Annotated in this window: 31 protein-coding genes; 15 read left to right on the plus strand and 16 right to left on the minus strand. The window is 48.4% G+C overall.

From position 1 onward, the window contains the following. Positions 1 to 13 precede the first annotated feature (13 nt). From JTN23_RS12495 to JTN23_RS12505, 3 genes are all read left to right on the plus strand, one after another. On the plus strand, positions 14 to 727 hold the full coding sequence (locus JTN23_RS12495; RefSeq protein WP_247235168.1) for an RsmE family RNA methyltransferase: 714 nt from the start codon (positions 14 to 16) through the stop codon (positions 725 to 727). A 35-nt stretch (positions 728 to 762) separates the two neighbouring features. Next, on the plus strand, positions 763 to 1431 hold the full coding sequence (locus tag JTN23_RS12500; RefSeq protein ID WP_247235169.1) for a DUF4159 domain-containing protein: 669 nt from the start codon (positions 763 to 765) through the stop codon (positions 1429 to 1431). Positions 1432 to 1504: 73 nt separating this feature from the next. Next, on the plus strand, positions 1505 to 2254 hold the full coding sequence (locus JTN23_RS12505) for an acyl-CoA desaturase (RefSeq protein ID WP_247235170.1): 750 nt from the start codon (positions 1505 to 1507) through the stop codon (positions 2252 to 2254). Between the two features lie 252 nt (positions 2255 to 2506). On the opposite strand, the gene JTN23_RS12510 is transcribed toward JTN23_RS12505, so the two are convergent. Genes JTN23_RS12510 through JTN23_RS12530 form a run of 5 tightly spaced genes read right to left on the minus strand, consistent with a single transcriptional unit; the run spans position 2507 to position 7737 of the window. Further along, a complete protein-coding gene (locus JTN23_RS12510; protein ID WP_247235171.1) occupies positions 2507 to 3874 on the minus strand; it encodes a sensor histidine kinase in 1368 nt (455 codons plus the stop codon). Between the two features lie 2 nt (positions 3875 to 3876). Continuing rightward, entirely contained in the window at positions 3877 to 4554 is a 678-nt protein-coding gene (locus JTN23_RS12515; protein WP_247235172.1) for a response regulator, read from the minus strand. Further along, complete coding sequence (locus tag JTN23_RS12520) at positions 4551 to 5084, minus strand: 5' nucleotidase, NT5C type (protein WP_247235173.1); 534 nt, start codon at positions 5082 to 5084, stop codon at positions 4551 to 4553. The genes JTN23_RS12515 and JTN23_RS12520 overlap by 4 nt, the downstream gene beginning before the upstream one ends. Beyond that, positions 5084 to 6433 (minus strand): dihydrolipoamide acetyltransferase family protein, encoded by a 1350-nt coding sequence (locus JTN23_RS12525; protein WP_247235174.1) that lies wholly within the window; start codon positions 6431 to 6433, stop codon positions 5084 to 5086. The genes JTN23_RS12520 and JTN23_RS12525 overlap by 1 nt, the downstream gene beginning before the upstream one ends. Positions 6434 to 6453: 20 nt before the next feature. Further along, a complete protein-coding gene (locus tag JTN23_RS12530; protein WP_247235175.1) occupies positions 6454 to 7737 on the minus strand; it encodes a competence/damage-inducible protein A in 1284 nt (427 codons plus the stop codon). Positions 7738 to 7845: 108 nt separating this feature from the next. Here JTN23_RS12530 and JTN23_RS12535 point away from each other — a divergent pair, with 108 nt between their 5' ends. Genes JTN23_RS12535 through JTN23_RS12545 form a run of 3 tightly spaced genes read left to right on the plus strand, consistent with a single transcriptional unit; the run spans position 7846 to position 10177 of the window. Next, on the plus strand, positions 7846 to 8580 hold the full coding sequence (locus JTN23_RS12535) for a DUF4197 domain-containing protein (protein WP_247235176.1): 735 nt from the start codon (positions 7846 to 7848) through the stop codon (positions 8578 to 8580). A 35-nt stretch (positions 8581 to 8615) separates the two neighbouring features. Beyond that, positions 8616 to 8957: a gliding motility protein GldC gene (gldC, locus tag JTN23_RS12540; RefSeq protein ID WP_247235177.1), complete on the plus strand. Its 342-nt coding sequence runs from the start codon at positions 8616 to 8618 to the stop codon at positions 8955 to 8957. 23 nt (positions 8958 to 8980) lie between these two features. Beyond that, positions 8981 to 10177, plus strand: coding sequence for a protein disulfide isomerase family protein (locus tag JTN23_RS12545; RefSeq protein WP_247235178.1), 1197 nt, complete (start codon positions 8981 to 8983; stop codon positions 10175 to 10177). 36 nt (positions 10178 to 10213) lie between these two features. On the opposite strand, the gene JTN23_RS12550 is transcribed toward JTN23_RS12545, so the two are convergent. From JTN23_RS12550 to JTN23_RS12575, 6 genes are all read right to left on the minus strand, one after another. Then, complete coding sequence (locus JTN23_RS12550; protein ID WP_247235179.1) at positions 10214 to 10792, minus strand: tetratricopeptide repeat protein; 579 nt, start codon at positions 10790 to 10792, stop codon at positions 10214 to 10216. A 51-nt stretch (positions 10793 to 10843) separates the two neighbouring features. Continuing rightward, complete coding sequence (locus JTN23_RS12555) at positions 10844 to 11197, minus strand: MmcQ/YjbR family DNA-binding protein (protein ID WP_247235180.1); 354 nt, start codon at positions 11195 to 11197, stop codon at positions 10844 to 10846. Beyond that, positions 11194 to 11373: a DUF6728 family protein gene (locus tag JTN23_RS12560; RefSeq protein ID WP_247235181.1), complete on the minus strand. Its 180-nt coding sequence runs from the start codon at positions 11371 to 11373 to the stop codon at positions 11194 to 11196. Before JTN23_RS12560 ends, JTN23_RS12555 begins: the two co-directional genes overlap by 4 nt. A gap of 68 nt (positions 11374 to 11441) precedes the next feature. After that, positions 11442 to 13460 (minus strand): (E)-4-hydroxy-3-methylbut-2-enyl-diphosphate synthase, encoded by a 2019-nt coding sequence (gene ispG / locus JTN23_RS12565; RefSeq protein ID WP_247235182.1) that lies wholly within the window; start codon positions 13458 to 13460, stop codon positions 11442 to 11444. Between the two features lie 112 nt (positions 13461 to 13572). Next, positions 13573 to 14655 (minus strand): mevalonate kinase family protein, encoded by a 1083-nt coding sequence (locus JTN23_RS12570; RefSeq protein WP_247235207.1) that lies wholly within the window; start codon positions 14653 to 14655, stop codon positions 13573 to 13575. Positions 14656 to 14657: 2 nt separating this feature from the next. After that, positions 14658 to 15881 carry a sugar MFS transporter gene (locus tag JTN23_RS12575; RefSeq protein WP_247235183.1) on the minus strand — a complete coding sequence of 408 codons (1224 nt, stop codon included), beginning with the start codon at positions 15879 to 15881 and terminating at the stop codon, positions 14658 to 14660. A 495-nt stretch (positions 15882 to 16376) separates the two neighbouring features. On the opposite strand from JTN23_RS12575, the gene JTN23_RS12580 reads away from it, so the two are divergent. Both JTN23_RS12580 and folE read left to right on the plus strand, forming a co-directional pair. Next, positions 16377 to 16796 carry a 6-pyruvoyl trahydropterin synthase family protein gene (locus JTN23_RS12580; RefSeq protein ID WP_247235184.1) on the plus strand — a complete coding sequence of 140 codons (420 nt, stop codon included), beginning with the start codon at positions 16377 to 16379 and terminating at the stop codon, positions 16794 to 16796. Next, a complete protein-coding gene (folE, locus tag JTN23_RS12585) occupies positions 16756 to 17445 on the plus strand; it encodes a GTP cyclohydrolase I FolE (RefSeq protein WP_247235185.1) in 690 nt (229 codons plus the stop codon). Before JTN23_RS12580 ends, folE begins: the two co-directional genes overlap by 41 nt. Before the next feature lie 143 nt (positions 17446 to 17588). On the opposite strand, the gene JTN23_RS12590 is transcribed toward folE, so the two are convergent. Continuing rightward, complete coding sequence (locus JTN23_RS12590) at positions 17589 to 18518, minus strand: sugar phosphate isomerase/epimerase family protein (protein WP_247235186.1); 930 nt, start codon at positions 18516 to 18518, stop codon at positions 17589 to 17591. A gap of 311 nt (positions 18519 to 18829) precedes the next feature. Here JTN23_RS12590 and JTN23_RS12595 point away from each other — a divergent pair, with 311 nt between their 5' ends. Beyond that, positions 18830 to 19375: an NUDIX domain-containing protein gene (locus JTN23_RS12595; protein ID WP_247235187.1), complete on the plus strand. Its 546-nt coding sequence runs from the start codon at positions 18830 to 18832 to the stop codon at positions 19373 to 19375. Position 19376: 1 nt separating this feature from the next. Then, positions 19377 to 19994 (plus strand): LysE family translocator, encoded by a 618-nt coding sequence (locus tag JTN23_RS12600; RefSeq protein WP_247235188.1) that lies wholly within the window; start codon positions 19377 to 19379, stop codon positions 19992 to 19994. Between the two features lie 89 nt (positions 19995 to 20083). Here JTN23_RS12600 and JTN23_RS12605 read toward each other — a convergent pair whose 3' ends face one another. Then, positions 20084 to 21640 carry a GH3 family acyl-acid amido synthetase gene (locus tag JTN23_RS12605; protein WP_247235189.1) on the minus strand — a complete coding sequence of 519 codons (1557 nt, stop codon included), beginning with the start codon at positions 21638 to 21640 and terminating at the stop codon, positions 20084 to 20086. 45 nt (positions 21641 to 21685) lie between these two features. Beyond that, positions 21686 to 22483, minus strand: coding sequence for a 5'/3'-nucleotidase SurE (surE, locus tag JTN23_RS12610; RefSeq protein ID WP_247235190.1), 798 nt, complete (start codon positions 22481 to 22483; stop codon positions 21686 to 21688). Between the two features lie 71 nt (positions 22484 to 22554). On the opposite strand from surE, the gene JTN23_RS12615 reads away from it, so the two are divergent. Further along, on the plus strand, positions 22555 to 23052 hold the full coding sequence (locus JTN23_RS12615) for a GNAT family N-acetyltransferase (protein ID WP_247235191.1): 498 nt from the start codon (positions 22555 to 22557) through the stop codon (positions 23050 to 23052). Between the two features lie 29 nt (positions 23053 to 23081). On the opposite strand, the gene trhO is transcribed toward JTN23_RS12615, so the two are convergent. Then, positions 23082 to 24059, minus strand: a complete 978-nt coding sequence (gene trhO, locus JTN23_RS12620; protein WP_247235192.1) for an oxygen-dependent tRNA uridine(34) hydroxylase TrhO — start codon at positions 24057 to 24059, stop codon at positions 23082 to 23084. A 164-nt stretch (positions 24060 to 24223) separates the two neighbouring features. On the opposite strand from trhO, the gene JTN23_RS12625 reads away from it, so the two are divergent. From JTN23_RS12625 to JTN23_RS12640, 4 genes are all read left to right on the plus strand, one after another. Continuing rightward, complete coding sequence (locus JTN23_RS12625) at positions 24224 to 24838, plus strand: deoxynucleoside kinase (RefSeq protein ID WP_247235193.1); 615 nt, start codon at positions 24224 to 24226, stop codon at positions 24836 to 24838. 184 nt (positions 24839 to 25022) lie between these two features. Then, positions 25023 to 25358 (plus strand): hypothetical protein, encoded by a 336-nt coding sequence (locus tag JTN23_RS12630; RefSeq protein ID WP_247235194.1) that lies wholly within the window; start codon positions 25023 to 25025, stop codon positions 25356 to 25358. 164 nt (positions 25359 to 25522) lie between these two features. Continuing rightward, entirely contained in the window at positions 25523 to 25723 is a 201-nt protein-coding gene (locus JTN23_RS12635) for a hypothetical protein (RefSeq protein WP_247235195.1), read from the plus strand. A 72-nt stretch (positions 25724 to 25795) separates the two neighbouring features. Further along, the gene (locus JTN23_RS12640; RefSeq protein ID WP_247235196.1) at positions 25796 to 26026 is read left to right on the plus strand and encodes a hypothetical protein; all 231 of its coding nucleotides are present in this window, start codon (positions 25796 to 25798) and stop codon (positions 26024 to 26026) included. An 11-nt stretch (positions 26027 to 26037) separates the two neighbouring features. Here JTN23_RS12640 and JTN23_RS12645 read toward each other — a convergent pair whose 3' ends face one another. Next, on the minus strand, positions 26038 to 26463 hold the full coding sequence (locus JTN23_RS12645; RefSeq protein ID WP_247235197.1) for a response regulator: 426 nt from the start codon (positions 26461 to 26463) through the stop codon (positions 26038 to 26040). Positions 26464 to 26485: the final 22 nt, after the last annotated feature.

Consider the following 26485-nt stretch of genomic DNA (forward strand, 5'->3'; position numbering starts at 1 on the left):
CGCGTAGAGTAGCATGCATCTATTTTATCAACCCAATGTCCGGCAGCGGCAGCTGGAAGGAGAGGAAGCCCGTCATTGTGCCAAGGTTCTGCGCCTGGGGCCAGCCGATATTATATGGGTAACCGATGGCAAAGGAAAGCTATATAAAGCAAGCCTGACCCAGGTAAAGGAAAAGCTGGTACAGTATACTATTCTGGAAACGTTACCGGTATCGACACGGCCTTATAAGGTAAGCATGGTGATAGCACCTACCCGTAAAGCCGAACGTAATGAGTGGATGGTGGAGAAAATGGTGGAACTGGGTGTGGATGAAATACACTTCGTACTGACCGAGCATACGCACCACGAGAGCGTCAGAAGAGTAGTAAATCAGGAGAGGCTGGAACGCATAGCCGTAGCCGCGATGAAGCAGTCGCAGCAGGTAATGGTGCCTGATATACAGGTATATAATGATTTTGGCAAGTACCTTTCTGCCTGTCAGCAGACTAACCGCTTCATCGCTTACGTTACGGATACGGATATTCCGCCGCATTTGTTAAAACAAATTGATCCCGGAAGAGATATTGTAGTACTGATAGGTCCGGAAGGAGACTTCAGCCAGGAGGAAATAGAGCAGGCTATGGCGGCGGGATTCAGGCCGGTGTCGCTGGGGGAGACCCGCTTACGAACCGAAACAGCCGCGGTGATGGCTTGTCACTCTGCTCACCTGGCTCAGTTGATTTATTAATTGAACAATTGTAGTATAATAGTAGTAATAGCAGTATGAGAAAAACATTTAAATGGCTTAGTGTCAGTTTACTGCTTCTGTTGCTCGTGAGTGTGAGCTACGGACAGTCTTCTTATAAAATTGCCAAACTCAAATACGGTGGCGGTGGCGACTGGTATGCCAACAAGACGGCACTACCCAACCTGATCCGCTTCTGCAACACTCAGCTCAAGATGAATATCTACCCGGAGGAGGATATCGTAGAGGTAGGTAGTCCTGATTTGTACTCTTACCCGTTTGTGTACCTGACGGGACACGGTAATGTGGTGTTTACGGATGCCGAAGCGCGTAACCTCCGCAACTACCTTATGGCGGGAGGTTTTCTGCATATTGATGATAACTACGGCCTGGATAAATTTATCCGCCGCGAGATGAAGAAGGTGTTCCCGGAGCTGTCGTTTGTAGAGTTACCTTACAACCATCCTATCTACAATCTCAAATTTAAGTTTCCGAACGGACTACCTAAGGTACATGAGCACGAAGGCAATTCACCGCAGGGATTTGGATTAATCTATCAGGGACGGCTTGTGTGCTTTTATAGCTATGAGTGTGATCTGGGCAATGGCTGGGAAGACCAGAGTGTCTATAATAATCCGGAAGAGGTTCGTCTGCAAGCACTTCGGATGGGTGCCAACCTGCTCGACTACGCTACTACAGCTTTTTAAGATTAAAGTTGTTTAATAACGCTTTACTGTTAAATTTGTAGGATAAAAGAAAGATTACAAAAACAACTCATTCATGTACGCAGTCATTGCCGCATTTGTAGGACATTGGTATCTGTCTCTATTTTGCCAAACTTTTTTCCTTCATCGCTACTCAGCCCATAAGATGTTCAAGATGAGCAAGTTTTGGGAGCGATTCTTTTACTTGCTGACATACGTTTCGCAGGGATCATCGTACCTGAGCCCCAGGGCCTATGCGATCCTGCACCGGATGCACCACGCGTTTAGCGATACCGACAAAGATCCCCATTCACCCCACCATACCAAGAACGTATTCACGATGATGTGGGAGACTAAGGATATCTATAATGCGGTACTTAATCGTAAAAGAGCAATTGAGTCGCAGTTTGAGCGTAACTACCCCGAGTGGAACCTGATCGAAAAGCTGGGCGACTCCTGGGCATCACGTATCGGCTGGGGCATAGTATATATCTCATTCTATGTACTGGCATATCTGTATCTGGATATGCACTGGGCGTTCTTCTTCCTGTTGCCTATTCACTTCCTAATGGGACCTATCCACGGTGCTATCGTGAACTGGAGCGGACACAAGTACGGTTACCAGAACTTTGACAACAACGACCAGTCAAAGAACTCACTGATCGTAGATTTTCTGATGATGGGCGAGTTGTTCCAGAATAACCACCACAAGCGTCCCAACTCACTGAACTTTGGATCGAAGTGGTATGAGGTGGACCCGACTTATCCGGTTATTAAGATGTTGGATAAATTGAAGATCATCGAAGTACGGAAAAAAGAGAGATAGTAAGCACTTACTACTAAATAACGAAGGCCGAATCCTGTGGATCCGGCCTTCTGCTTTATTGGGGTAGGTACATAAAAACTTTGGCAGGTATGCTCTATACCTGCCAAGTTTGCTTATTAACACCACAAAAAATGAAATACAAAATGGGAAACTTGCCCGATACCGTTAACATGAGCATCCACTTCCTTTATCGGACAATACAAATTAAATCCCGACTCCTTAAAATGGAGTTAAAATGGGCTTAGAATTTCCTTAATGTCTTAAAAAAGTTAGTATGAAGGTGGTACCCACCGGCTCGTTAGGCTGCATACTTATGGTACCATTGTGCAGCTTCATGATGCGGTCTACCAGCGAGAGCCCTATACCGTACCCCTTGACGCTGGCCGTATTGTCCCCGCGGAAGAAAGGCTGGAATATGAGGTTCTGGTCCTGCTCGGGAATACCCTTACCGTGGTCCGAGAATGAGACCTCAATCGCCTCCTCCGTCGCTGCTAAGCTTACAGACACATTGTTGTCGTCCGAAAACTTGCAGGCGTTATCAATCAGGTTCAGGAAGACCGTTTTGAGCAGGGTAGGGTTCCCCGTAACTTCCAGCCAGGTATCGTCTTCGGGAAGTTCGCCGAGGTTAAGCTGGATCCGGTACTGCCGGTTCGTATGGCCAATGCTGGTACGCGCATCCCAGAGGAGCTCATCCACCCGTACCGTTTCGGTGAGTATATCCCGACGGTCTTCACTTACCTTGGCCAGTTCAAGCAGGGTATTCGAGAGCTGTGAAAGCTGCTGAATATCTTCCAGTACAGAATGAATGGTATTCTTGTACTCATCAGCCGAGCGCTCTTTGAGCAGACTTACTTCCAGCTGGGAGCTAATCTTGGTCAGTGGGTTCTTGAGCTCGTGGGATACATTGGCCACAAAGGTCTTCTGCATCCTGAAAGCGGTTTCAATCCGATCAAGGAGCTTGTTGAAGGTAGTAGTCAGGCGACCTATTTCATCCTGCTGGTTAGGTACGTCGAGTCGTGTACTTAGCTTCTGCGGTAGTATACCCTCTACCTCATTCATGACGCGTGATATGGGGAGCAGAGCACGCTGGGAAAACAGCCAGCCGGCAAATGCCACAATGGCTGTAACAAACACAAATATGACCGCCAGCATGGTACGCAGGTTATTAAGGTTAGCCTGCCCGTACAGATCCTGAGCGCCCAGCATTACTACGGCTCTATTGAAAGGGTACTTGTAGTATATACCAACCACCTTATAGTCGCCGTCGGTATACCGGATTTGTTCACTTCTACGAATTTCGTCCAGCCAGTAGTTGGACACATGGATGGAGAGGGAGTCCGTATTGGTATAGATCAATCGATTTTTCTCGTCAAAGATCAGGATGTTTTCGTTGAAGATAAGGTCCCGGTTTGACTTGTCGAAGACTTTGAGCAGGTCCGTATCTACCTGCCGTACTTTCAGGAGTAGCTCGGCCGTAGATACAGCCTTGGACCGGAGGCGGTCATAGAAGTCCTCGATGGTATTGACATAGGTAAAGTAGTAAATAGCCAGAAAGGCAACCAGCATGATGGCACTTACCAACAAGGAGAACTGGACAGTCAGCCGGGTGCGGATCTGCATGGCTATTCTAATTTAAGTACATATCCCATTCCAAACTGCGTATGGATAAGCTTGGTCGGGAAGTCACGGTCTATCTTTTTTCGAAGGTAATTAACGTACACTTCTATAATGTTAGTACCTGAGTCAAAATCAATCTCCCATACCTGTTCGGCAATTTCGGCCTTGGATACAACCCGTCCCTGGTTACGGATCAGGTACACCAGCAGGTTAAACTCCCGGGCAGTCAGGTCTATTTTTATGCCGGACCGCTGTACGGTCTTAGCGTCCAGATTAACTTCCAGGTCAGCGAAGCTAAGGGTCTGGGTGGTCTGAGATACATTACCGGCCCGCTTGGTAAGTGCCCGTACCCGTGCCATCAGTTCTTTGAACTCAAAGGGCTTTACCAGGTAGTCATCGGCACCAGCGTCAAAGCCAGTCACCTTGTCGTCAGTAGTACCCAGTGCCGTCAGCATCAGGATAGGAGTCTGGTTGCCCAGTTTCCGGAGTTCGCGGCAGAGCTCTATACCATTGATGCCCGGTATAATTATGTCGCTGATGATGAGCTGATACGCATTTCGCTTGGCGATCTGCAGACCGATCAGTCCGTCGTAGGCTATATCTACTTCAAACCCATTTTCTTCCAGCCCCTGCTTGAGGGACTGCAGCGTTTTGGGTTCATCCTCTATGAGTAGTAATTTCATTTTTGCGGTAAAAACAGTTCGGCTATTTCATCCCAGTCCTTTACCCGCTTAAACCCTCTGGCCTTCAGATTATGAGGGGCCGAAAATAGGATACCTTCGCTTCTGGAGGCAGATAAGGTAGTGGGCTGGTCGTCTATTAGATAATCCGTGATCAGGATGTTTTTGTTCCCGCAGAAGACCAGATTGGTCCACGGAATAAAGCTGAAATGACGGCGCAGCCAGTTATACTTCTCATGGAATGAATTCGGGAATTCCATAGCCCGGGTAGCTATGAATACCTCGTAGTACTGCATGAGCTTCTGGACTGTTTCTACGGCACCGGCTTTCACCGGCAGATCGGCAAAAAATCCGGGCTGACTGACCATCCGGTACAGTCGGTCGACCTGCTTGGGATGGAGCAGTTCGCGAAAGGGCTTCTGATAAAATACCTCTTCGTCGTGTAAGGGATCAAATTCGTCCATGACGATACTCACCAGCTTTCGGTGAGTATCCGCCAGAACGTCATCCATTCCAAAGGTCAGTCGAAGCATCAGAGTATGGGCCGGTTCAGGTCAAACTGTTCCAGATAATCAGATACCCGTTTTACAAACCGACCTCCCAATGCTCCGTCTACCACGCGGTGGTCGTACGAGTGAGAAATAAACATTTTGTGCCGAATACCGAGCAAGTCTCCCTGCGGAGTCTCTATAACGGCTGGCTTCTTCTCAATAGTACCAAAAGCCATGATAGCCACCTGGGGCTGTACTATGATAGGAGTACCCATGATATTACCAAACGACCCAATGTTGGATACGGTATAGGTACCACCCGTGAGGTCATCGGCGGTCAGTTTGTTCTCGCGGGCACGATACGCCAGATCATTTACTTTCTTGGCCAGTCCTACCAGGTTGTACTGATCGGCGTGGTGAATAACCGGAACGATAAGATTACCATCGGGGAGGGCTACCGCCATACCGATATTGATATCCTTCTTCACGATAATAGTATCGCCCTCCACCGATACATTGATCAGGGGGAAGTCCTTGATAGCCTTTACTACGGCCTCAATAAGGACAGGTGTAAATGTAATGGCCTCGCCGCTTTGTTTTTTGAAGTCATTCTTTACGTTATTACGCCAGAGGACGATGTTGGTCATATCCGTCTCGACGAAGGATGTAACGTGCGCCGATACCTGCAGAGACTCCACCATCCGGGAGGCAATCATCTTGCGCATCCGGTTCATCTCTATGATGTCATCCTGTCCGTTGAGCGATTTAGCCTGCGGAGCGGGAGCCGTTTTGGCGGCAGGCTTAGCCGGCGCTGCTGGTTTGGTAGCGGAGCGTTGCTTGATGAAGTTGATGATATCGTTCTTAGTGACGCGGTTTTCGGCACCGGTACCTGCGATGCCCGCCAACTCTTCCAGACTCACTCCTTCCTCCTTCGCGATACTAAGTACCAGGGGCGAATAGAAACCATTGTTGGTCTCACCGGCAGCGGCTTCGGCGGGGAGCTGCGCCGGAACGGGATCAATGACTCCGGTAGAAGCCGCCTGCATTTTAGCTTCCAGTTGCTGGGCTGCCTGCTCTTCATTAGCTACCTCCTCGGCTACCGCCGCTACCGGGCTGGGTACCTGAGCGGGTGGCGTTTTGGTACTACCATTCTGTATTTCTATACGGGCTACCGGGCTGCCTACGGGCACTACATCTCCTTCTTTTACCAGCCACTCTACCAGTACACCCGTATGGGGGGCAGGTACCTCTGTATCTACTTTATCGGTCGCTACTTCCAGGATCGAATCATCGGCCTCTACGGTTTCGCCCGGCTGCTTGAGCCAGTTCAGTACCGTACATTCCATGATACTTTCGCCCATCTGGGGCATTACCATTTCAATAATTTTCATTCTATTACGAATTTGAACTGTTATTGTTGATGTAATAGGACTGGTTGCTCATCTGTCTTTACCAGCTGCTCGCGTAGTAAGTTCAGCGCGTGGATGGCAGTGAGCTGTATGTTCTGGACACGGCTACCTCCCAGCGTCAGCAATTTGGTGATGGTCTGTGTGGGGGTGGAGCAGGCGATCCAGACGGTGCCTACTGGTTTTTCGTCGGTACCACCGTCCGGACCGGCAATACCGCTGGTAGCTATGCCGTAAGTAGTACCCAGTAGCTCCCTGACCCGCTCAGCCATTTCAGTGACTGTCTGCTCACTGACGGCTCCGTTCTCGCGGATGGTTTCTTCTTTTACTCCCAAGGTACGAATTTTAACGGCATTGTCATAGCTAATGACCGATCCCATAAAGTAGCGGGAGGAACCGGGGATGCTGGTAAGGAGGTGGGCGATGTAGCCACCGCTGCAGCTTTCGGCGGTACTCAGGGTGGCTCCTCTGGATACCAGGAGTTGCCCCACTACCTGCTCGAGTACATCGTTGTCATAGCCAAATACATGGTGGCCGATGATAGGTAGTACCCGCTCTACTTCATGAGCTAGTTCTTTTTCCAGTTGGGAGCGGTCGGTACCCGTAGCGGTAAGGCGCAGCCGTACCTGGCCCAGGTGGGGCAGATACGCCAGCCGGATGTGCGGGGGGAGGGAGTCTTCCCACGACTCTATCCGCTCCGCCAGAAATGACTCACCGATCCCTACCGTATGGATTACCTTATGGAGGATGACCGGCGGATTGAAGTAAGCCTTCAGCCTGGGAAGGACAACGTGCTCCATGAGGTTTTTCATCTCGTAGGGTACCCCTGGCATGGATATATATAGAGTACCTTCTTTTTCAAACCACATGCCGGGAGCCGTACCCCAGCGGTTCTCGAGGTAGGTACAGTTGGCCGGAAGAGCCGCCTGCATCCGGTTCAGTTCGGTCATGGCGCGGCCCCGTTTGGCAAAGAATCCGGTAATGAGCTCGAGCGCATCTTCGTTAATGATCAGCTCGGTATCAAAATACCGGCACAATGTATGCTTGGTAATATCATCTTTGGTAGGACCCAGGCCACCGGTAATCAGTACCAGGTCGGCACGCTGGGAGGCTTCGCGGAGCGCGCTCAGAATATGGTCTGCATTGTCGCCTACGGAGGTTTTTCGGATGGGGCGGATACCGATCGATGTAAGTTCGGAGCCAATCCATTGGGTGTTGGTATCGGTGATCTGACCAAAGAGAATTTCATCTCCGATGGTCATGATTTCAGCCCTGATAGTAGGACGCATACAGGTACAGTTTTGTGTGTAATTGGCTTAATTTTTCAAAAATACGCAATTTTTATTGTTAACAATTACGTTTGTCAGGTAGTAACAACACGATAAACTCATTCACAGATGGAAAGCAAAATTCTTTTAGTAGCAGGTATTTTATTGATTTCGAGCTGCACAAGCCAGGCTCAGATCAATAGAACGAAGTTGGGTAAAGTACTGGAAAAGGTCACTACACCGACGGGAGGTTTGTCAGAATCTGAAATTGCCAATGGCCTCAAGGAAGCCCTCCGGGTCGGCATCAGCAATGGTTCGGCTGAGGCCTCCAAAACGGACGGCTACTTTAAGAATGAATATATCAAGATCCTGTTCCCACCGGATGCCCGGCGGGTGGAGCAGCGGCTCCGGCAGATTGGCCTGGGCAACGAGGTAGACCGCTTTATCCTCTCGCTCAACCGGGCCGCCGAAGATGCCGCCAAAAAGTCAAAGCCAATCTTTATAAGTGCTATCACATCCATGACCATTACGGATGCCGTGGGTATCCTGCGCGGGGCAGATACGTCGGCTACCTCATACCTGCGCCGTACCACCAACGATCAGCTCTATAATGCATTCTTCCCCGTGGTGGATAGTACCCTCAATCTTAACGAAGCTACCCGCTACTACGCTGATCTGGTAAATACGTATAACAGGCTGCCGATGGTGCAGAAGGTCAACCCAGACCTGAAGCAGTATGCCACCCAGAAGGCCATTGATGGACTGTTTGTGCTGATTGCCGAAGAAGAAAAGAAGATACGCCGCGATCCGGCTGCCCGGGTCAATGATATTTTACGGCGGGTTTTTGGGCAGGCCGGTCAGTAGTGTGTACTTTTGTCAAAACTTTATTAATACAACCAATGAAAAAATCTGATATTCATTTCTCAGTAGAACTTGATAATCAAAATATCCCCGATAAGATATTCTGGGAAGCTACCGACAATCCCAACGAAGGGATCAATGATACCCGTGCGATTGCCATTGCGGTATGGGATCATTACCATAAGGGTACCCTCAAAATAGACCTGTGGACCAAGGATATGGAAGTATTCGATATGAAGCGCTTCTACATCGAAATCATGAGCGGTATTGCCGACACGCTCCTTACGGCTACCAACGATAAGAAAATGGCTGACTCTATCGAGGCGCTGTGCCAGACCATGAGCAAGAGCCTGGAAGAGGAAATGAAAGCGGCTCAGTAATTACGTAGCTAACTCATTTTACAATGTTCAAAAAAGTCTCTATCTGCTTGTTTCTGGTGATTGGTACTCTGACTTTGGCTATGGCCCAGGGAGTGCAATTCACCGAGAACAACCTCCGAAATGTATTTAATCAGGCCCGGGTACAGAACAAACTGGTGTTCGTGGAGGTCTACTCCAGTACCTGCCATGTGTGTCAGAGTTTCATTCCTATCTTCAACCAGAAGCAAGTAGGAGATTTTTATAACCAGAGCTTTGCCAACTATAAGATTGAGGTAAACTCACCTGATTTCCAGCAGTTCATCCTGGCTAAGAAGATCTTCGTTCCCTCGCTACCTCTGTTGCTGTACTTTGATGGTAATCAGAACCTGCAGCACCTGGCAGTAATTGAGCCCAGCGCTCAGAACGTCCTCCAGCAGGGGCAGATCGCGCTGAATCCCGGTCAGCGGGCTTCCTCGATGAGGCAGCGCTTTGCGGCCGGGGAGCGGGCCAACCAGTTTCTGATCGACCTGGGTATGTACAGCCGGGTCGTATCGGATACGGCCATGAACCTCAGGGCGATGGATGCATACGCGAAGCAACAGCCACAGAATGCCTACCAGAACGAAACCAATTTTCTGGTACTGCAGCGCCTGGTTATGGATGTTGATAATCCGATGGCTACCTACTTTATCAACCACCTGCCGGAGTACTCTAGAAAGTACGACCCGAAGCTGGTACAGAATACGGCTGAGAACATAATAATGTACTCGCTGTTCAGCAGCCGGGGTAATAAGTACAGTAGCAGTAAGGTACTCCAGATGCGTGAGTACCTAACTAAAGCCGGTATAGGCGCTCAGGTAGCCCGTAACCGTGTCCTGTTGCCGCTGCTCAATGCCTACCTCCGTGAGAAGAAAGCCGCTGAGGCGGTCGCCGTAGTGAATACCCACGCTACGCAGGTACCTATGAAAGCCCCAGACTATATCTACCTGATCCGGTACTTCAACGAGAAGAGCCCCAATGCCAGCTACGTACCTTCTGCCCAGAACTGGTTCAACAACGGCCTGAAAACAGTAGGAGCCAATAGCAAAGAAGCCTCCGACCTGCATTATCAGATGGCGGTGGCGTACAAAAAAGCGGGTAAGAAGGCCGAGGCCACCCGTACCGCTCAGCGTTCGGTAGCCATTGCCAAAGCTGCCAAAGTGGACAGCAGCCAGGCTGAGGCCCTGCTCAGAAGTATATAAGCAATTAAGATACTATTGGAAAGTGTAACGAAAGGATCAGCCCTGAAGCTGGTCCTTTTCTTCTTGTAGGAAGTAGAACTGTCCGTAAAAGGGTGCCTGGGTCAGTAGGTAGCGGGCTTCTTCGTCACCCATCTCAACGGCCCGGTGCAGGTCACGCGCCGACTGGTGGTACTGATGCATCCGCAGGCGGCTAAGCCCACGCATCCGCATGGCATCGGCGTTGGAATTATGAAAGAACCAGACTGCTTTATCGAATTCCCGGAAGGCTTCCTGGTATTCGTTCAGAGCCAGGTGCGCTTTGCCTTTATCCAGGTAGCAGTCGGCCAGGGTATTGTTGTAGCTTAGGGCCTGAGTCAGGTCATAGATGGCCGAGTAGAAGTTTTCGTCGCGCAGGTTGCACTTGCCCCGGAATGCGTAGGCTACTGCTGATTTGGGATTTTGCTTGACCTGCTGATCAAAATACCGGAATGCTTCTTCAAATTGCTGTTTCTGGAAAAGGCCAATCCCCTCCTGATAACGCTTGTACTCTTTTTCGGCAGGCGTCTCGTGATCATGCATATAGTACTTGATGACCAGGTATGGAATCGACAACAGGAGTAACAATGAAATTTCCATAACAGCTCTTAGTTAAGAGAAATCATTCCTTCGGATTGATAGCTAATATAACTACTTTATCAATTCAGTCTGCACTTTTTTTGGTAAAGATTCAACGACTAACTGATACGAATCCAGCACCCATTCACGAAGTAGTTTATCAGGTACGGACCCGTCTGCAACTATGGTATTCCAGTGCTTTTTGTTCATGTGGTAGCCTGGTAGTACGCACGCGTATTGGTCCCGCAGTTCCAGCGCTTTCTCCGGTCTGCATTTTACATTAAAACGGAAGTCAGGGGTATCTAATGAGGTAAGCAGGAATATTTTCCCCCTGACCTTGTATACAAGGGTTTCCTCGCCGAAGGGAAATTCCTCGGTCACTCCCGGAAGTTGTATACAAAGGTCACGGAGGCTTTCTATATTCATCGCATGATGGCTCTGGCGATCATGACAATCAAACAGAAAAGGAACATGATAATCGAGATCCGGTTAATACCGTGCATCATCTTCAGGTTGAAGGAGGTAGGGGCATTGGGATCTGGTTTTCTGAACACGCGAAAGAAGTATTTAAATACATCTCCCAGTTGAAAATAGCTCTTCATATAGTAGTTATAAAAAGTATATCAGTGTAGACTAGCAGTAGGCAATACCTGCTATAAGTAAGACATGTTTAGGAGGCTAAAGGTTCCTCAATAGCTTCTGGTTCTATCCATCTTCCGTCTTCCCGAATCAGCTCGATCAGTTCGTCAACGGCTTTGCTGGCGGTTACTGATCTTTTCACCACCTGCTGACCCCGGTACAGGGCAATTTTGTCCTTACCCATCCCTACGTAGCCATAATCGGCATCGGCCATTTCACCGGGACCGTTCACAATACAGCCCATGATACCAATCTTCACGCCTTTGAGGTGTTCGGTATGCTTGCGGATCATGGCGGTAGTCTCCTGCAGGTCGAACAGGGTACGTCCGCACGACGGGCACGAAATGTACTCCGTCTTGGACATCCTGGTACGGGCAGCCTGGAGGATGCCGAAGCCTACGCTGTTAAAAGTAGAGAGTGACCGCAACTTTTCGGCCCTGTCTGTACCATCAGCAAAGGCAGGAGTAAGAACTACTCCATCACCCAGGCCATCAATGAGTAGTCCGCCTATATCCGTAGCCGAGTAAAGAGGCAGACGGTCAACCAGATCAGTACCATACGTGCGCTGGATGATGACCGGTAGTTTGATACCAAGATCCAGCAAGCGGAAGAACAGCCTCCGCATTTCGGGCATGGCGTGCTTGTTCTCTGAGCGCAGGACTAATACCAGATTAGCAGCGTCTTTTACCTGATTCAGGAAAGATTCATTGAAGCTATGTATATCACCTGCTACGAAATTAAGTACTTCACTTAGCTGATCGGCGTTTGTGTTCTGATATTCCTCGGTAGTCAGCAGCGGGAAGGTATTCACCTTGTCCGGGTGCAGTAGCCACTGAGCGTGGTTAATGATTTCTTTCAGGCCATTAGGTAGCATAAAGGGAGCCGGGGTACTGCCGGTATAGATATAGTCGGCACCCTGGTCGTTCATACGCCACTTGTCAGGTACGGGCAGGAAAAAGTGGCCGATGCTACGCAGGTCCTCATGCTGCTCAATGGAGAGCTGCGAATAATCGGCTATGACCCGGGGTACATTGATACCGCCAATATTCATTACTTCGTGGGTCTCCCGGCGGAAGTACTGGAATGGGTCGATGGGTATATGTTCTACCGGTTCGATGGGAGCATGAGGAGCCCGCACCGTGTACCGCTGGATCAGGTCGCGTGCTACGGGTGCTTCGTTTTCGGGGGCTTCGGTAAGAGATACCCGTACGGTATCGCCCAAGCCATCTTCTAACAGTGTACCAATACCTACCGCCGATTTGATACGGCCATCTTCGGCTTCGCCAGCCTCGGTTACACCCAGGTGCAGGGGGTAGGGCTTCAACCCTTCCTCATTCAGGCGCTGTACCAGCAGGCGGTACGCCTGTACCATCACCTGTGTATTGCTGGACTTCATCGACAGTACGATGTTGTAGTAGTTCATTTCTTCGCAGATACGCAGGAACTCCAGCGCCGACTCCACCATACCCAGCGGGGTATCGCCGTAACGACTCAGGATACGATCCGAAAGGGAGCCGTGGTTGGTACCTATCCGCATGGCGGTGCCGTATTCCTTACAAATCTTGACCAGCGGAATGAACTTCTCCCGGATGCGCTCCAGCTCGGCGGCGTAGGAGGCATCGGTGTAGTCTATTACTTCAAAACGTTTGCGGTCGGCGTAGTTGCCGGGGTTGATCCGTACCTTTTCTACAATACGGGCGGCCAGTTCGGCGGCATTGGGGGTGAAGTGTATATCGGCAATTAGTGGTACTTGAATACCTTGCTGCCGTAAACCTTTCTTGATATTTTCCAGATTCTGAGCTTCCTTAACGCTGGGGGCCGTAATGCGTACATACTCACAACCAGCTTCCACCATCCGGACTACCTGCTCGATAGAGCCCTGGGTGTCCATGGTATCCACAGTAGTCATGGATTGTACCCTGATCGGGTAGTCGGAGCCCAGGTACACATCACCGATGGGAACAGAGATGGTCTGGCGGCGCTTGTACTCAGTCAGTGAGGGGCAATACAGTTTGGGATTTACGTCAGATAGGGCGGCTATCGTAGTCATCTGGTTTGTATTTGTAAGAATATCGAATCTGAAAACGCAAAGGTAAGCTATTCGTTTTCCTTACTATACAAACCAGATGTACAATTTAAATGTTCGGGCGCAGAAACTTTATTTAGGCCTCTGAACGAGTGCCTTCGTCAACGGTAATAATGTAGCTTTTACCACCGGCTTTCTCAATGGCTTCGGCCACTTCTTCGGCCTTTTCGGGGGCGTATACAAACATACAGCCACCTCCTCCGGAGCCGTTGATCTTTCCGCCCAGGGCACCGGCTGTCAGCGCGGCATCCATCATCCGGTCTATTTTGGGCGTAGAGGTACGCTTGTGGTCGCGGAGGTTGAGGTAGTGCTTGTAGAGCAGTTCTCCAAAGCGTACATCGGTATCCGCGTTACCATTTGCTGATTGAGTCTGCGAAAGCAGTTCTTTTCCTTCCAGCAGAATATCCCGGTCTTCCAGATTAGCGATCAGCAGGCTCATCTCATCAGGGGTCAGGAGCTGACCGTACTCGCGCGTTTGCTCGGCGGGGGTAGTGAAGATGGAGAAGGACGAATCATACTGCTGTACCTTCTCAATCACCGCTTCCATCCCGTACCGGCAGCGGGCCAGTATACCCAGTGTATCTTTAGGCTCCAGCGAGTCACCCAGTACGAAGGTACCCAGTCTGGGCGTAAGCGCTTCTACGTGGATGGCCGGTCTGGACTCCAGATAGATAACGTGCCCAATGGCGGTGGAGTAGTGGTCCATCATACCGCCCGGCTCACCAAACTCCAGTACTTCGGCGGCATTGGCTATTTCGCCCAGTTCTTTGGGCGAGTAGTGGGCCGGGTTCTCACTCATTAGATCGAGGAAGTGCGCCCAGCTTACGATGAGGGCTGAAGAACTGGAGGTACCGGAGTTGATGGGGATATTCCCCCGGATGGTACACTCAAACCCACTCGTGAAGCGGTGGCCTCTGCGCTTGAGTACATTGATGGTACTCTTAAAGTAATCACGCGACTTGCCGTACTGCTCCGACTGGGACAGGGAGAACTCCTCCTTCTGACCAATATCCGGCAAATGGAGGATTACCTGATCATCCTGGCGTTTTTCGCCTTCAATCCGGATCCTCCGGGAGATAGCTGCCGCTATCACCGGAAGACCCAGATAGTCCTGATGTTCACCAAAGAAACAAATACGGCCGGGTGTTGATATCTTCATCATTACCAGCTGTGCTTTTTATGACCCGATACCGCATAGTACAGAATAAACAGGTACAGCGGTACCATTACCCAGTAAGCTTGCTGAGTACTGCCAATTGCATCCGCAACATACCCGTATACGATAGGAAGAATAGCTCCTCCTGAGATACCCATGATCAGCAGAGCGGCACCGGTCTTCACGAATTTGCCAAGGCCTTCAATAGCCAGAGGCCAGATGGCTCCCCACATGACAGCGTGAGCCAAACCAAGTATAGCGATGCAAAGTACTGATATAAATCCGGTGGTGGTTGCCGCTATGATAGTTACTACAATACCCAGTATAGCGGAGAAACGGAGCCATACCTGCTGTGAAACGTACTTCGGAATCAGGATGATACCAATGATATATCCAGCCATCATAGCCCATAGCGTATAGGTACCGAACAGACGAGCCTCTTCTTCGGGAAAGCCCAGTGAAACACCGTAAGCAATAATGGTATCACCGGCTATTACTTCAACCCCTACGTAGCAGAAGAGCGTGATAACACCCAGTACCAGATTAGGAAACTGAAACACACTCGTTTTTCTGGTGCTGGCTACGCCAGTTTCTTCGATGGGGCTTTCTTCTTCATCGTCTACTTCGGGAAGACCTTTGGAAAGTTTGATCAGTAGGGCCAGACCTACCAGTACAGCGGTAAGGATCAGGTAAGGACCAACTACTTTATCCAGTTCTTCTTCCTGGCTTGCGGCGGTAGTTCCTGATAGGAGTAAGCCTCCGATCACAACCTGGCTGATGATACCGGCTCCTTTATTAGCCAATCCCATGATACTGATACGCTGAGCGGCACTCTCACGGGGTCCGAGGATAGTCACATACGGGTTGATGGCGGTCTGAAGGATAGTAAGGCCAATACCAATAGAGAAAAGTCCTATCAGGAACATGGGGTACGAGGCCATTTTGGCGGCGGGGGCAAAAATGATCGTACCTACGGCCATTACCAGCAGTCCCACCGACATACCATTCTTAAAGCCTACCTTCTTGAGTACATAGGAAGAAGGAATGGCCATGACGGTATACGAGATAAAAAAGGCAAAGGTCACCAGGTAGGAGCTGGCGTTATCAAGGTTAAAGGCTTTTTGGAAAAAGGCAATAAGGGTACCATTGACCCAGGTCACAAAACCCAGAATAAAGAATAAGATCCCGATGATAAATAGGGGACCCAGGTAGCTGTTTTGTTTGTTCATAGAAGGGCAAGAATTAAAAAATAGAAGTTAATTACGAGCGGATACGAGTGAACCCGGTGTCTGACGAACTTTGTCAGACCCGATTGGGTTTTTAGTATACATACAGGAGATTTAGACGGCTGCCGGGGCGGCAGTCGGGATTGAAGTAAAGAGTGACTACTTGTCATTCGCGTGGTTTAGGATTTAGGAAAGGTGCTGGTTGAATTGTGCAAATTAATAGCATTGGAGCGAATTTTAAATTTTTTTATTAATTTAAAACATCTCCTTTACCCACTGCGGGAATGTGTTTAATTAGCACTTTGGTTGAATAGAGTCTTAATTTAGTATAGCTCGTTTAATATTTTTAAATAAAAGTTAAACAAAGCTGATTAAGGCTTGTTAAGCTAGTGCATTTAACTTCCAGGAACAAGGTACACTGTTCTGAGGCTTTAAGTGTGTTGTACACAAACTTTGTAACGACATTTAAAGCATATTTTTTACTCAAAACTAGATTAAATGACGGCTAACCGAGTGGCAGTGTTCCGCAAAGAAAACTTCAATGCAGCACATCGGCTTCACAATCCGAACTGGTCGGATGAAAAAAATACTCGCGTATATGGTAAGTGCAATAACCCCAACTACCACGGTCACAACTACGATCTGATCGTGCAGGTAACGGGCGAGGTAGATCCCGAAACGGGCTATGTATACGACATGAAGCTTCTGAGCGATCTGATCAAGGAGCACATACTGGATCGATTTGATCATAAAAACCTGAATGAGGATACGCAGGAATTCAAAGATCTGAATCCATCGGCCGAAAACATAGCCATTGTTATTTATACCATACTACGAGATAAGATAGATTCTACTTTTGATTTGAAAATAAGATTATATGAAACAGAACGGAACTTCGTTGAATACCCCGTCGGCTGAAGCCCAGGCTATTGAGGAAATAGGGAACGATCACGTCATGACCTCCTATGACACTCCTCTTCGCGTGGATGCTTTTGATATGGATGATGACCTGAAGATAGAGCTGATTGAGAAGCATTTTCGCCATATCATGGAGATCATGGGGCTGGATATGACGGATGATAGCCTGAAGGGTACTCCCAAGCGGGTGGCCAAGATGTACATCAAGGAGATATTCAGCGGACTCAACCCCGAAAATAAACCCGGTGTCACTCTGTTCGAGAATAAGTACAACTATGACCAGATGCTGGTCGAAAAGGATATAACCGTATTCTCCAACTGTGAGCATCACTTTGTACCTATATACGGCAAGGCGCACGTGGCGTATATCTCGAGTGGTAAGGTGATCGGCCTGTCAAAGCTTAACCGCATCGTGCAGTACTACTCCAAGCGGCCCCAGGTACAGGAAAGGCTTACCGTACAGATTGCCAATGAGCTGAAAGAAGCCCTGCAGACCGAAGATGTAGCGGTAGTGATTGATGCCAAGCACATGTGTGTACATTCGCGCGGTATTCAGGACACGGGGAGTTCGACGATTACAGCCTACTACGGAGGGAAGTTCAAGAACGAAGACACCAAGTCTGAATTTTTAAGACATATAAGCAACTAGCAACAGAAAACCGGAAGTTTCCTTCCGGTTTTTTTATTGCCATACATTCTCCGTATCTGGTAAATGGAATGGTGAATAAACACAAATGGCAGATTATCAAACGATAACCTGCCACCTGGTTGTGATCAGATATTTGATACTGGTTAAGATACCATCTGTCCTACTTTTTCAAGCAGTGCTTTGGTAGCTTTGATACCTTCGTATTCTGGTAAGGTACTTCCTTCGTATTCGATACCGGCGATTCCCTTGAAGCCGCTATCCTTCACGATCTTCATCATCTTTACGTAGTCGATCTCGGTGTCATTACCACTAGCATCGAAGTCGTGCGTTTTGGCACTTACGCCTTTTGCGAAGGGCATCAGCTCCTTCACACCCTGGTAGCGATCGTAGTCGTTGGCACACTCACGTGAGTTAGGCTTGCGGTCGATGCAGAAGTTACCGAAGTCAGGTAGAGTACCTACGTTCTTCATATTGATCTGCTTCATCACCCCGGCCAGCCACGCTCCGTTGGATGAGTATCCACCGTGGTTCTCAACGATCACATTGATGTTTGATTTGGCAGCAAATTCGCCCAGGCGGCCCAATCCGTCTACGGCTGCTTTGGCTACGTCTTCGGCCGAGCCTTTTCCGTAGGCATTAACACGGATGGTTTTACAGCCCAAAAACTTCGCTGCATCAACCCACTTATAGTGGTTTTCTACGGCTTTCTTTCGGGTAGCATCGTCCAGCTCGGCAGTACCGCCTTCGCCGTCAATCATGATCAGGTGGTTGCGTACGCCGTTGTCCTTGCTGCGCTTGAGGAGCTCCTTCAGGTAGGTAGTATCGTTGGCTTTATCTTTGAAGAACTGGTTGACGTACTCTACAATCTCGATACCAAACTCCTTGCGGGCCAGTTCAGGAAAATCAAGGTTCGTGAGTTTTTTGGCGAAAAGCGCTTTGTGCAGTGACCACTCGGCCAGTGATATCTCGTAGAACATCTTTTTGGTAGGTCCTGCCCAGATATCAGTCATTGCGGTAGTGGCCAGCGCTGTAGCCCCAACCTTCTTAAGAAAGTCACGTCTTGAGAAATCCATGGTTAAAGAGATTAGTAGTAAGTAGAATTATGTTCAGGTATTAAAAGTAGCCACTCTCGCTTATTTAATGGTAAGGCTGGTTAAATATTTATTTTAGCTTCGTATACCATGAGGATAAGCAGTGTCCAAAAGTACCACTTTACATGAAATTAAGCAGAGGTTCCTGATCAGGGAAACAGGCAAGTGAGGGAAACGCAGGTAGCATCGTGGCTACAAATGGAGACATAGTCAGGCATTGTTTGCGCTTATTTTGGTTTATTTGCACTACGCAACCGAAAGTTAACGTAAAGAAGTACTGAAAAAAACACGTAATGGAAGCAGAAAACAACTGGAAAACGCTTACCTCAAAAACGGTTTATGAGAACCCGTGGATTGAAATCCAGCACCGCGAGGTTATCAATCCGGCCGGTAATGAGGGTATATATGGTGTGGTGAAGTTTAAAAATAAAGCCATTGGTATAGTACCTCTCGACGCCGATGGCAACATATATATGGTGGGCCAGTACCGGTACCCGCTGCATGAGTACTCCTGGGAAATACCCGAAGGAGGTGGCCCAATGGGTGAGGATACGCTGGATACAGCCAAGCGTGAACTGAAAGAAGAAACCGGACTGGTGGCCGAAACCTGGACCCGCTTTGCGCGCATACATACCTCTAACTCCGCTACGGATGAGGAGGGCTTTTTGTTTCTGGCGGAAGGTCTGAGTCAGTACGAGCAGGAGCCGGAAGATACCGAAGACCTTCGGATCAGGAAGCTCCCCCTGGCCGAGGCGGTGGATATGGTTATGAGATCAGAAATAACCGATGCACTATCGGTCGCGGGTATTCTGATGGTCGCACGATTGAAAGGGGTATAATATGATTGAAGCTATAGGCTACGGCTTTGTAACGGGCGTTTTGCTTTGCTTTACCTTCGGAACGGTATTTTTTTCTCTGGTACAGAACAGCGTTGACAATGGGTACCGCAGCGGGGTGAAGATAGCCTTTGGGGTACTGGTCTGCGACATGATCTTTGTGTTCTTTGCCATATTTGGCACCACACTACTACCCGACATAGAGGGTTTTGAGAAGGCCATGGCCGGTGTGGGAGTCTTCTTCCTGCTGGTACTTGGTCTGGCTAACCTATTCAAGGGTCAACCCAAGATAGCCTATCCCAAGACCCGCTTTGGTAACTTCCTGTACTACTTTACGACGGGCTTCCTGTTGAATGGACTGAACCCGGTTAACTTTATCAGTTGGGTCACCATCGCTACCTACATACGTACTAATCTGGAGTACGACTTTCAGCAGGTAGTGGTGTTCTTTGGGTTTAGCCTGGTAGGTATTTTCCTTACTGAGTCTATGATTGCTGTATTTGCTCATAAGCTCAAAAAGCTCTTTACCCCCCGCACCGTAACCCTATTCAACAAAGTGACCGGAGTGGTCTTTGTACTGATCGCATTCCAGATCCTGTATACCAACTTCCTGAAAGGATAAAGTAGTAATATTGATAATAACTAAGGGCCGGTACGCGCTGAAGTTAGCTTCAAACCGTACCGGCCCTTTGTTGTTCTATGACTCGTTAACTAGGCGTAGTTGTTTTGCTTGAGGAAATTCGCCCAGTCACTGATCATGTTTTTCTTAAGTACCCGGGGGAATTTGTGTTGTCCTCCCATTTTCCCCTTTGAGGCCATCCAGCCATAGAAGGCAGCGTTGGGAAGTACTGTAACAAATATATCTTTTAAAGCATGTTTTCTTTCGACGGCGTAGTCGTCGTTCAGCTCTTTGAGCCTGTTATCAATCTTTGCCTTCAATTCTTCCGCATTAGCCGGATCATCGGTACCTACGTACCAGTGGTGCGCGAAGAGGGATTCGTGTGAGATACCGGCTACCGTGAATTCTTTTACAGTAATCCCCATTTCATCCGATACCAGGTCAATGGCTTTGTTCATGTTGTCGACAGAGAGATGCTCTCCGCATAGGCTCAGGAAATGCTTGGTACGACCGGTAATGACAATTTCTGCTTTGGCCTTGTCCACAAACTTAACGGTATCGCCAATCAGGTAGCGCCAGGCGCCGGAGCAGGTAGATATCAGCAGCGCGTATTCTTTGCCTTCCTCTACTTCGTGAATCATTAGCGTCTCCGGATTCTCAACCAGCCCACCGTCTGAATCAAAGTTCTTTTCGTTGAACGGGACAAATTCAAAGAAGATACCATTGTCCAGTACCAGCTGCATCCCCGGAGCTTCCGGACGCGTCTGGTAGGCAATGAAACCTTCGGATGCCAAGTACGTATCAATATAGATCAGGGGGTGAGCCAGGAGCTTCTCGAATCCCTTGCGGTAGGGCTCAAACGAAACACCACCGTGACCAAATACTTGTAGGTTAGGCCAGATGTCGTGGATGGTCTTGACCTTGTAGTGGTCGATGATCTTCTCCATCAGCAGCTGAATCCAGGCCGGTACTCCTACAATAAAGCCAATATCCCAGTCCTTGGCGGCCAGGGTTATTTCATTCAGCTTCACCGACCAGTCTTTTTCGGCTGCTATTCGCTGACCTGGCTTATAGTACGGCTTAAACCAGAAGGGGATCTGGCTGGCATTGATACCACTCAGGTCACCCTCAAAGTGGTTGTCACGGGCGCTGAGGTTGGTACTTCCGCCCAGCATCAGGAAGCCTTTTTCGTACAGCTTATCGGGCAGATTTTCGTACCGTCCCAGCGACAGGATCTGCCGGATGCTGGTTTTCTGCATGGCCTTGGACATAGCCTTTGTCACAGGTATGTACTTGGAGGCAGCCTCCGAAGTACCTGAGCTCAGCGCAAAGTACTTGACGCGACCCGGCCAGCAGATATTTTTTTCGCCTTTAAGCGTCCGGTGCCACCATTCGTTATGGATCTTATTGTAATCATATACAGGTACCGACTTCTTGTATTTCTCATAGAAGTCGTAGGGCTTTCCAAAAAGTGTACTGCTTAGTACGTCCTCAAACCGGTACCTCTCCCCGAACTCTGTATACCTTGCTTTGGCCAGAAGCTTTGATAGGGTTTTTTTCTGCTGCTTGAAAGGATTGATCTTCTTGCGGCTAGCCACTATGTTGCCGATTCGGATTCCTCTCTTAAGCAGACTTCCTACTATTGCCATATTCAATCAAGTTGTGCACTAAATTGTTGTACGTGTTATACTGATTTATAAATCCCAGGAGCTGATGTTGTTCAGTGTTTCATAGGAGGTAAGGTCGTATTTGCACGGAACTACTGAAACGTAGCCCTGCTTGAGAGCCCATTCGTCAGTGTCCTCCTTATCATGGTCGTAATTAACAAATTCGCCGGCCATCCAGAAGTACCCCCTGCCGTAGGGATCCTTGCGGTAATCAAATTTCTCCTGCCACTTGGCGTTGGCCTGACGGCATACCTTAATACCCTTGATGGGGCCATTATCAATAGAAGGTATGTTTACGTTCAGAGCTACTCCCTTGGGAATGCCATTTTGTAACGCTGCTTTGGTAATGGCTAGTACATATTCGCCTACGTGGCTAAAGTCAGCTTCAAGGCGGTAATCACACAGCGAAAAACCAATGGCGGGTATACCTTCCACAGCGGCTTCGATGGCCGCCGACATGGTACCTGAGTACAGTACACTGATGGAGCTGTTGCTACCGTGATTGATGCCGCTCACTACAAGATCAGGGCTGCGATCTTTCAGGACGTAGCACTTAGCCAGCTTAACGCAGTCGGCTGGCGTGCCCGAGCACTCGTACTCATCGACGCCTTCGAATATTTCGGTAGAATATAAGCGCAGGGGCTCTCCAATGGTAATTGCGTGTCCCATGCCCGACTGAGGGCTATTGGGAGCTACCACCACTACGTCCCCGAGTGTTTGCATGAGTTCAACCAGCGTGCGGATACCTAACGATGTAATACCATCGTCATTACTAACGAGTATTAATGGTCTCTTTGTTGTTGATTCTGAATCTGTTATGCTCATTTCTTAAATTTGGTTCGTATCACTTGTTCCGAATGGCCATATTTGCAGTATGAATGCCAAAATTACGTAATATGACCTCATTCGCAACAAAATCAGCCACAGTTGAAGATATTCCCTTAATAATCAGTATTCAGGAGCGGACCTGGGAGCCTACCTACCGTACTATACTCTCTAAGGAGCAGATAGACTACATGTTCGAAAAAATATATTCTCCTGAATCGCTGCAAAAACAGATGGAAGAGCAGGGGCATCAGTTTATACTCCTTACTGACAATGATCAGTACATCGGCTTCGCTTCTTTTTCGGAGGCAGAGCCGGGTACTTTCAAACTACACAAAATATACGTACTACCCGACCGGCAGGGCAACGGTAGCGGCTCATTTCTGATTAGTGAAGTAGAAAGATATGTAAAGGAGCGGGGGGCACAGCGGCTCATGCTGAACGTAAACCGGCACAACCGGGCCAAAGGCTTCTACGAGAAGAAAGGATTTAAAGTAGTTCGTGAAGAGGATATCCCGATCGGTCCTTACTGGATGAACGACTACCTGCTTGAAAAGAACTATGGGTGAGCCTCGGCTCACCCATAGTTGTATTATGATCAGCTTAGAAGCCTTTTCGTATCGGCTTCGTCTCGCTTCCGGAGGCTCAGAAAACCCTGCAGCGGATTGTAGTGGTTACTGTTGCTGGCGTAATATCCGGTACCATCGTAAGTGCGTTTGGCAGGGTGCGTTTTACATTCTGATGAGCAGGCACCGTCCATTTCTACTCCACAATTCTCGCAGATGGGTACGTGGCGGTTGCACTCCGAGTTGGCGCAGTTCACCATGCGGTCGCATACTTCACCACACACGTAGCAGGTCGATACCACCGTTGGGTTTACCTTATTGACATCGACTACGACCCGGTTATCGAATACGTAGCACTTGCCGTCGAAGTTTTCACCACCTTCCTCGAGGCCGTACCGGATAATGCCCCCGTGCAGCTGGTACACGTCCGTAAAGCCTTTCTCGATCAGGTACGCGCTGGCTTTTTCACACTTGATACCCCCGGTACAGTAGGTGATTACTTTTTTATCTTTCAGATGTTCGATCTCGTGTACGTGTTCGGGTAGCTCGCGCAGGTTTTCCATGTCGAACGTAACGGCGCCTTTGAACTTCCCCACCGAATGCTCGTAGTTGGAGCGCATATCCACCAGTACTACATCCGGGTCATTGAGCAGTTTCTTAAACTCAGCTGGTTCCAGGTGCTTGCCTGTCCGCACCAGTGGGTCTACCGGCAGGTCCGAGTTGACAATCTCTTCCTTTACCCGTACGTGTAGTTTATGGAAGGCGTGCTTATCGTGCTCCTCTATCTTGAACTCTGTGTGAGCAAAGCGGGCATCCGACCGGATGTAGGCTATGTACTTCTCGCAGTCCTCCACGAGTCCTGACACGGTACCGTTCAGGCCCTCTTTGGAAATGATGATGCGTCCAAGCAGGTTATTCTCAATACAAAACAGGTGGTGCTCGTCCCGATAGACTTCAGGATTCTCTATGGGTACGTAATTATAATATAGTAGTACGCGGTATGGCTTCATGGCACTAAAAAAACTAAAACAATTTTTTGTGCTGCAAAGATACAAATATCAGTGATTTAGAGGAAAAGGTATCCGGCCTGATTTTGGTCATGGTTTATTCCGGCTCTGAAATAGAAGAGAAGTAGTGTACTTTTGTCTTTCCAGTTCATAACAATTCATACATCATGCACATCGCCATTACAGGTAACATCGGAGCCGGAAAAACCACGCTTACCCAGATGCTGGGTGAACATTACGGGTGGGAGGCTCTGTTCGAAGCGGTTGAGGGAAACCCTTATCTGGCTGATTTCTACAAAGACATGGAGCGCTGGGCGTTCAACCTGCAGATCTACTTCCTGAACAGCCGGTTTGCGCAGGTGCAGCGGATTCGTTCACTTACCTACTCAACAACCATTCAGGACCGCACCATCTATGAGGATGCCTTCATCTTTGCCAAGAACCTGTACGACTCAGGTATCATGGCAAAGCGTGACTTTGATACGTACCTCATGCTGTTTGATACTATCATCAAAGCTGTACAGCCGCCCGACCTGATGATCTACCTCAAGGCTGATATTCCCAAACTGGTACGTCAGATCAAAAAGAGAGGACGTGACTTTGAGGCCGATATATCAGTTGATTACCTTCAGAACCTCAACAACTACTACGAGCAGTTTGCTGCCAAATACGATCACGGCCGCCTGCTGGTAATAGATGTAAACGATATGGATTTTGCCAACAATCCCGAGGATTTTAACAAGATCATTGGGATGCTCAACAAAGAGCTGTTCTACGTGTAAGGCAGTACCTGATTATAGTGAAAAAAGCCGCTTTAAGCGGCTTTTTTTGTACTTTTCGTATAGGGGTTTGTAAACAAAAAAAAGTTGTAAAAAGTGCCTGTAAGGCAACGGCAGTACAGGCACTTTAAAGTATCTTTGTCACCAAGATAAACAATACCTAATACAAGTAAATATGGACAGGAGCGTGGCATTTTTAGGAACTTTAGTTGATCATGCCAATTATGTACGAAGTATTCGTAAAGTAGAGCAAAAGGCGGTGATACCATCGCTGGTGCAGGATGAGTTAACATTAAGGGGACAAACGATTCAAAAGGTTATTTTCTCCAGAAACTGGCAATCTGCCTACCGGAGTTCGGATAGTATCCTGGAAAGACTCCTGTCTTGTCGGAATCCGGTCGCTCATGATGAAACCTGGCAGAAAATCGAGTCTTACGTTCAATGGAAGCAGAGTGCCGCCAAGGAAGTAGGCGAGTGGAAGCAGGAAGCCCAGAAGTTTAAAGACGAATTGGTTAATATCTAGAATAAGCCGCCCCGGGGCGGCTTATTTTTTTGTACCAAATTGTCTGCTCCCATCGAACCGTCTATAAGTACTAATATGTTATGGATATGAGGAGCTAGCCTGCTCATTAGTGGAGTAAGGATGTAGAGAATCAGACTTAGCAGAACCCTTATATTAATAAACGTATGTACGAATATCCATTTGAAGTATATAAAACAATCGTAGATGGTACTCCGGATAATTACCTGGGCTATCAACTGGCGGTTGCGCTCGAGAAAGAACAATTTGAACTGGCTGCCTATATCCGGGATACGATCAGCCTGAGACAACAGGCTCCCGGAACGCGTGTAGCCTCCTGTGAAGAAGAGGGGGAGCTGGTAAAATAAATGTTGGGTAATAGTAGGATAGCAAGAAATAACTGCTATATTTGGTTAAACCTACCTCTACTCTACCACATAATGAAGTTCCTTACTTTAGCCGGTGAGCTAATCGAAGGCGATACTGCTATCGATGTGCTCGTGCAGATGAGAAAACACACCCTTTGGATCAGGCAAAAGGATATTGGGGAATACCTTGAAGACTTTCTGGCCTATCTCAGCGACTACTACCGCGTCAAGTTCACTACCTGTGACCCTTATCAGGTACTGGAGCAGTTACAGGATGAAGGCTACCTCTTACGAATTTATTGACCTACTTTTAGCTACGAAGCTTCTTTCAGGTAAGGCCTTATAGCATGGGTACGTAGCAGATCCTTGATGTCTTCAAATAAGTTTGTTTTTTCAAAGTACCTAATTACAGCCGGATAGATGGTCATTTTATTGAGCTGCGGCCAATAAGACAGTGACGAAATGATACAGATGCTCGTTTCGGGGATCTGTGGGTAGAACCTCCGTGTATACTCATCCAAAAACTGCCATCCATTCATAACGGGCATATCCAGATCCAGCAGGATCAACTCGGGGGCTGTGGCCAGATGGTTCGTCTCCAGTTGTGTCAGGTACTCCAGCCCCTCCTTACCATTTCTACAGGTAGTTACCCTCTCAGCGATCTCTTTTTTCAGTAGTAGTTGCTTCAGGACGAAGAGGGAATCTTCGTGATCATCAATCAATAGTAGATGTTTAATCATTCAGTAGTAAGGGCTGTATGTG

It is taken from the genome of Telluribacter roseus, from assembly GCF_017355915.2.
Classification (GTDB): domain Bacteria; phylum Bacteroidota; class Bacteroidia; order Cytophagales; family Spirosomataceae; genus Telluribacter.

Coding starts and splice junctions, on each gene's coding strand:
- JTN23_RS12535 (WP_247235176.1), top strand. CDS start 7,846: ATGGAAAGCAAAATTCTTTTAGTAGCAGGTATTTTATTGATTTCGAGC.
- JTN23_RS12525 (WP_247235174.1), bottom strand. CDS start 6,433: ATGAAAATTATTGAAATGGTAATGCCCCAGATGGGCGAAAGTATCATG.
- JTN23_RS12505 (WP_247235170.1), top strand. CDS start 1,505: ATGTACGCAGTCATTGCCGCATTTGTAGGACATTGGTATCTGTCTCTA.
- JTN23_RS12590 (WP_247235186.1), bottom strand. CDS start 18,518: ATGGATTTCTCAAGACGTGACTTTCTTAAGAAGGTTGGGGCTACAGCG.
- JTN23_RS12625 (WP_247235193.1), top strand. CDS start 24,224: ATGCACATCGCCATTACAGGTAACATCGGAGCCGGAAAAACCACGCTT.
- JTN23_RS12595 (WP_247235187.1), top strand. CDS start 18,830: ATGGAAGCAGAAAACAACTGGAAAACGCTTACCTCAAAAACGGTTTAT.
- gldC (WP_247235177.1), top strand. CDS start 8,616: ATGAAAAAATCTGATATTCATTTCTCAGTAGAACTTGATAATCAAAAT.
- JTN23_RS12530 (WP_247235175.1), bottom strand. CDS start 7,737: ATGCGTCCTACTATCAGGGCTGAAATCATGACCATCGGAGATGAAATT.
- JTN23_RS12570 (WP_247235207.1), bottom strand. CDS start 14,655: ATGAAGATATCAACACCCGGCCGTATTTGTTTCTTTGGTGAACATCAG.
- JTN23_RS12640 (WP_247235196.1), top strand. CDS start 25,796: ATGAAGTTCCTTACTTTAGCCGGTGAGCTAATCGAAGGCGATACTGCT.
- JTN23_RS12550 (WP_247235179.1), bottom strand. CDS start 10,792: ATGGAAATTTCATTGTTACTCCTGTTGTCGATTCCATACCTGGTCATC.
- surE (WP_247235190.1), bottom strand. CDS start 22,483: ATGAGCATAACAGATTCAGAATCAACAACAAAGAGACCATTAATACTC.
- JTN23_RS12510 (WP_247235171.1), bottom strand. CDS start 3,874: ATGCAGATCCGCACCCGGCTGACTGTCCAGTTCTCCTTGTTGGTAAGT.
- JTN23_RS12600 (WP_247235188.1), top strand. CDS start 19,377: ATGATTGAAGCTATAGGCTACGGCTTTGTAACGGGCGTTTTGCTTTGC.
- JTN23_RS12580 (WP_247235184.1), top strand. CDS start 16,377: ATGACGGCTAACCGAGTGGCAGTGTTCCGCAAAGAAAACTTCAATGCA.
- folE (WP_247235185.1), top strand. CDS start 16,756: ATGAAACAGAACGGAACTTCGTTGAATACCCCGTCGGCTGAAGCCCAG.
- JTN23_RS12555 (WP_247235180.1), bottom strand. CDS start 11,197: ATGAATATAGAAAGCCTCCGTGACCTTTGTATACAACTTCCGGGAGTG.
- JTN23_RS12615 (WP_247235191.1), top strand. CDS start 22,555: ATGACCTCATTCGCAACAAAATCAGCCACAGTTGAAGATATTCCCTTA.
- JTN23_RS12635 (WP_247235195.1), top strand. CDS start 25,523: ATGTACGAATATCCATTTGAAGTATATAAAACAATCGTAGATGGTACT.
- trhO (WP_247235192.1), bottom strand. CDS start 24,059: ATGAAGCCATACCGCGTACTACTATATTATAATTACGTACCCATAGAG.
- ispG (WP_247235182.1), bottom strand. CDS start 13,460: ATGACTACGATAGCCGCCCTATCTGACGTAAATCCCAAACTGTATTGC.
- JTN23_RS12495 (WP_247235168.1), top strand. CDS start 14: ATGCATCTATTTTATCAACCCAATGTCCGGCAGCGGCAGCTGGAAGGA.
- JTN23_RS12605 (WP_247235189.1), bottom strand. CDS start 21,640: ATGGCAATAGTAGGAAGTCTGCTTAAGAGAGGAATCCGAATCGGCAAC.
- JTN23_RS12515 (WP_247235172.1), bottom strand. CDS start 4,554: ATGAAATTACTACTCATAGAGGATGAACCCAAAACGCTGCAGTCCCTC.
- JTN23_RS12645 (WP_247235197.1), bottom strand. CDS start 26,463: ATGATTAAACATCTACTATTGATTGATGATCACGAAGATTCCCTCTTC.
- JTN23_RS12500 (WP_247235169.1), top strand. CDS start 763: ATGAGAAAAACATTTAAATGGCTTAGTGTCAGTTTACTGCTTCTGTTG.
- JTN23_RS12520 (WP_247235173.1), bottom strand. CDS start 5,084: ATGCTTCGACTGACCTTTGGAATGGATGACGTTCTGGCGGATACTCAC.
- JTN23_RS12575 (WP_247235183.1), bottom strand. CDS start 15,881: ATGAACAAACAAAACAGCTACCTGGGTCCCCTATTTATCATCGGGATC.
- JTN23_RS12545 (WP_247235178.1), top strand. CDS start 8,981: ATGTTCAAAAAAGTCTCTATCTGCTTGTTTCTGGTGATTGGTACTCTG.
- JTN23_RS12560 (WP_247235181.1), bottom strand. CDS start 11,373: ATGAAGAGCTATTTTCAACTGGGAGATGTATTTAAATACTTCTTTCGC.